Below are 1,098 nucleotides of genomic sequence, written 5' to 3' on the forward strand. Positions count from 1 at the left end.
TCAGGTACTATGAGCCGAACATCGGGCGGTTTGTGAATCAGGATCCGATTGGGTTAATAGGTGGAATGAATTTATATCAATTTGCATGGAATTCGCTAAACTGGACAGATACTTTGGGGTTAGCTCGAAAACCCCTTAAAAGTCGTCTCCCATAGGGAAGTAAAACTGGGAAGTTTGGCCCTGCAAACGGAAAATTAACTCAAACTAATACTCAAACAGGTAAACTTATACAGATTAGGACTTATGATGCAAATGGCAACCCAATAAAAGATATTGACTTTGGTCATGATCATGGATCTGGCGATCCTCATGCACATGATTGGAAATATCCTTCAGCTCAAGCACCGAATAAAACAAGAAGTGACGGAAGAGCATTAACCAAAACAGAAAAATTTCAATTACGGTGTGGAAGATGTGCTCAAGCGGCTCCAGGACTGGCTGGTCTAACAACAAAAGCCATTGGTGGATTAGGGCTTTTACTATGGCCTAATTCGATTAGCCCATGTCAGGATTTATATTATTCTATGAACAATCCCAATGAATGTTGAAAAGGAAATAAACAGATGATTCATGATGAGGAAATTATTGGTTTAATACACAATAAAAAAGACAAGACGTTAACACTATATTTAAACAATGGAAAAACATTAATATATAGAGAAGTAGTTTTTTTTCATTTTGACAATTTTTCAGATCAGAATATAGTTTTTGACATATATGATTTTGATAGCAAAAAAATTTCAAAAGAAGTTATAGAAGACTTCCCTTGCCTCTTGCCTTTTATCAACGATCAGGAAATTTATAAAATTTATTATATACATTCCTCTGTTGGAATGTATGGAGTAGTGATAAGTTATCCTTGAATTATTCAGCATAACCATCTAAAAACCATCTACTTAGCATAGTACAACGCTTTCGTATAAGAGCCCAAAGATACATTATTGACAATTAGTAGCCGTAGGTTGGGTCGAGACCCAACAAAATATCAAGGTCGTCTGAAATCAATTTTCAGACGACCTTGCCTATGTCCCACCCTTACCCTGCTACGACTTCAACGGCAACCGTACCGCCACCGTCCTGACCGACGGCAGACAGATC

General features: G+C 37.4%; 2 protein-coding genes. Both read left to right on the forward strand.

What is annotated here, in order from left to right:
• On the forward strand, positions 1–155 hold a 155-nt coding region (locus tag KEM39_RS11335; RefSeq protein ID WP_300991141.1), incomplete at its 5' end, for an RHS repeat-associated core domain-containing protein.
• A 408-nt stretch (positions 156–563) separates the two neighbouring features.
• Positions 564–863 (forward strand): hypothetical protein, encoded by a 300-nt coding sequence (locus KEM39_RS11345; protein WP_107863906.1) that lies wholly within the window; start codon positions 564–566, stop codon positions 861–863.
• Positions 864–1,098: the final 235 nt, after the last annotated feature.

It is taken from the genome of Neisseria sp. Marseille-Q1983 (assembly GCF_018224585.1).
Taxonomy (GTDB): Bacteria; Pseudomonadota; Gammaproteobacteria; order Burkholderiales; family Neisseriaceae; genus Neisseria; species Neisseria polysaccharea.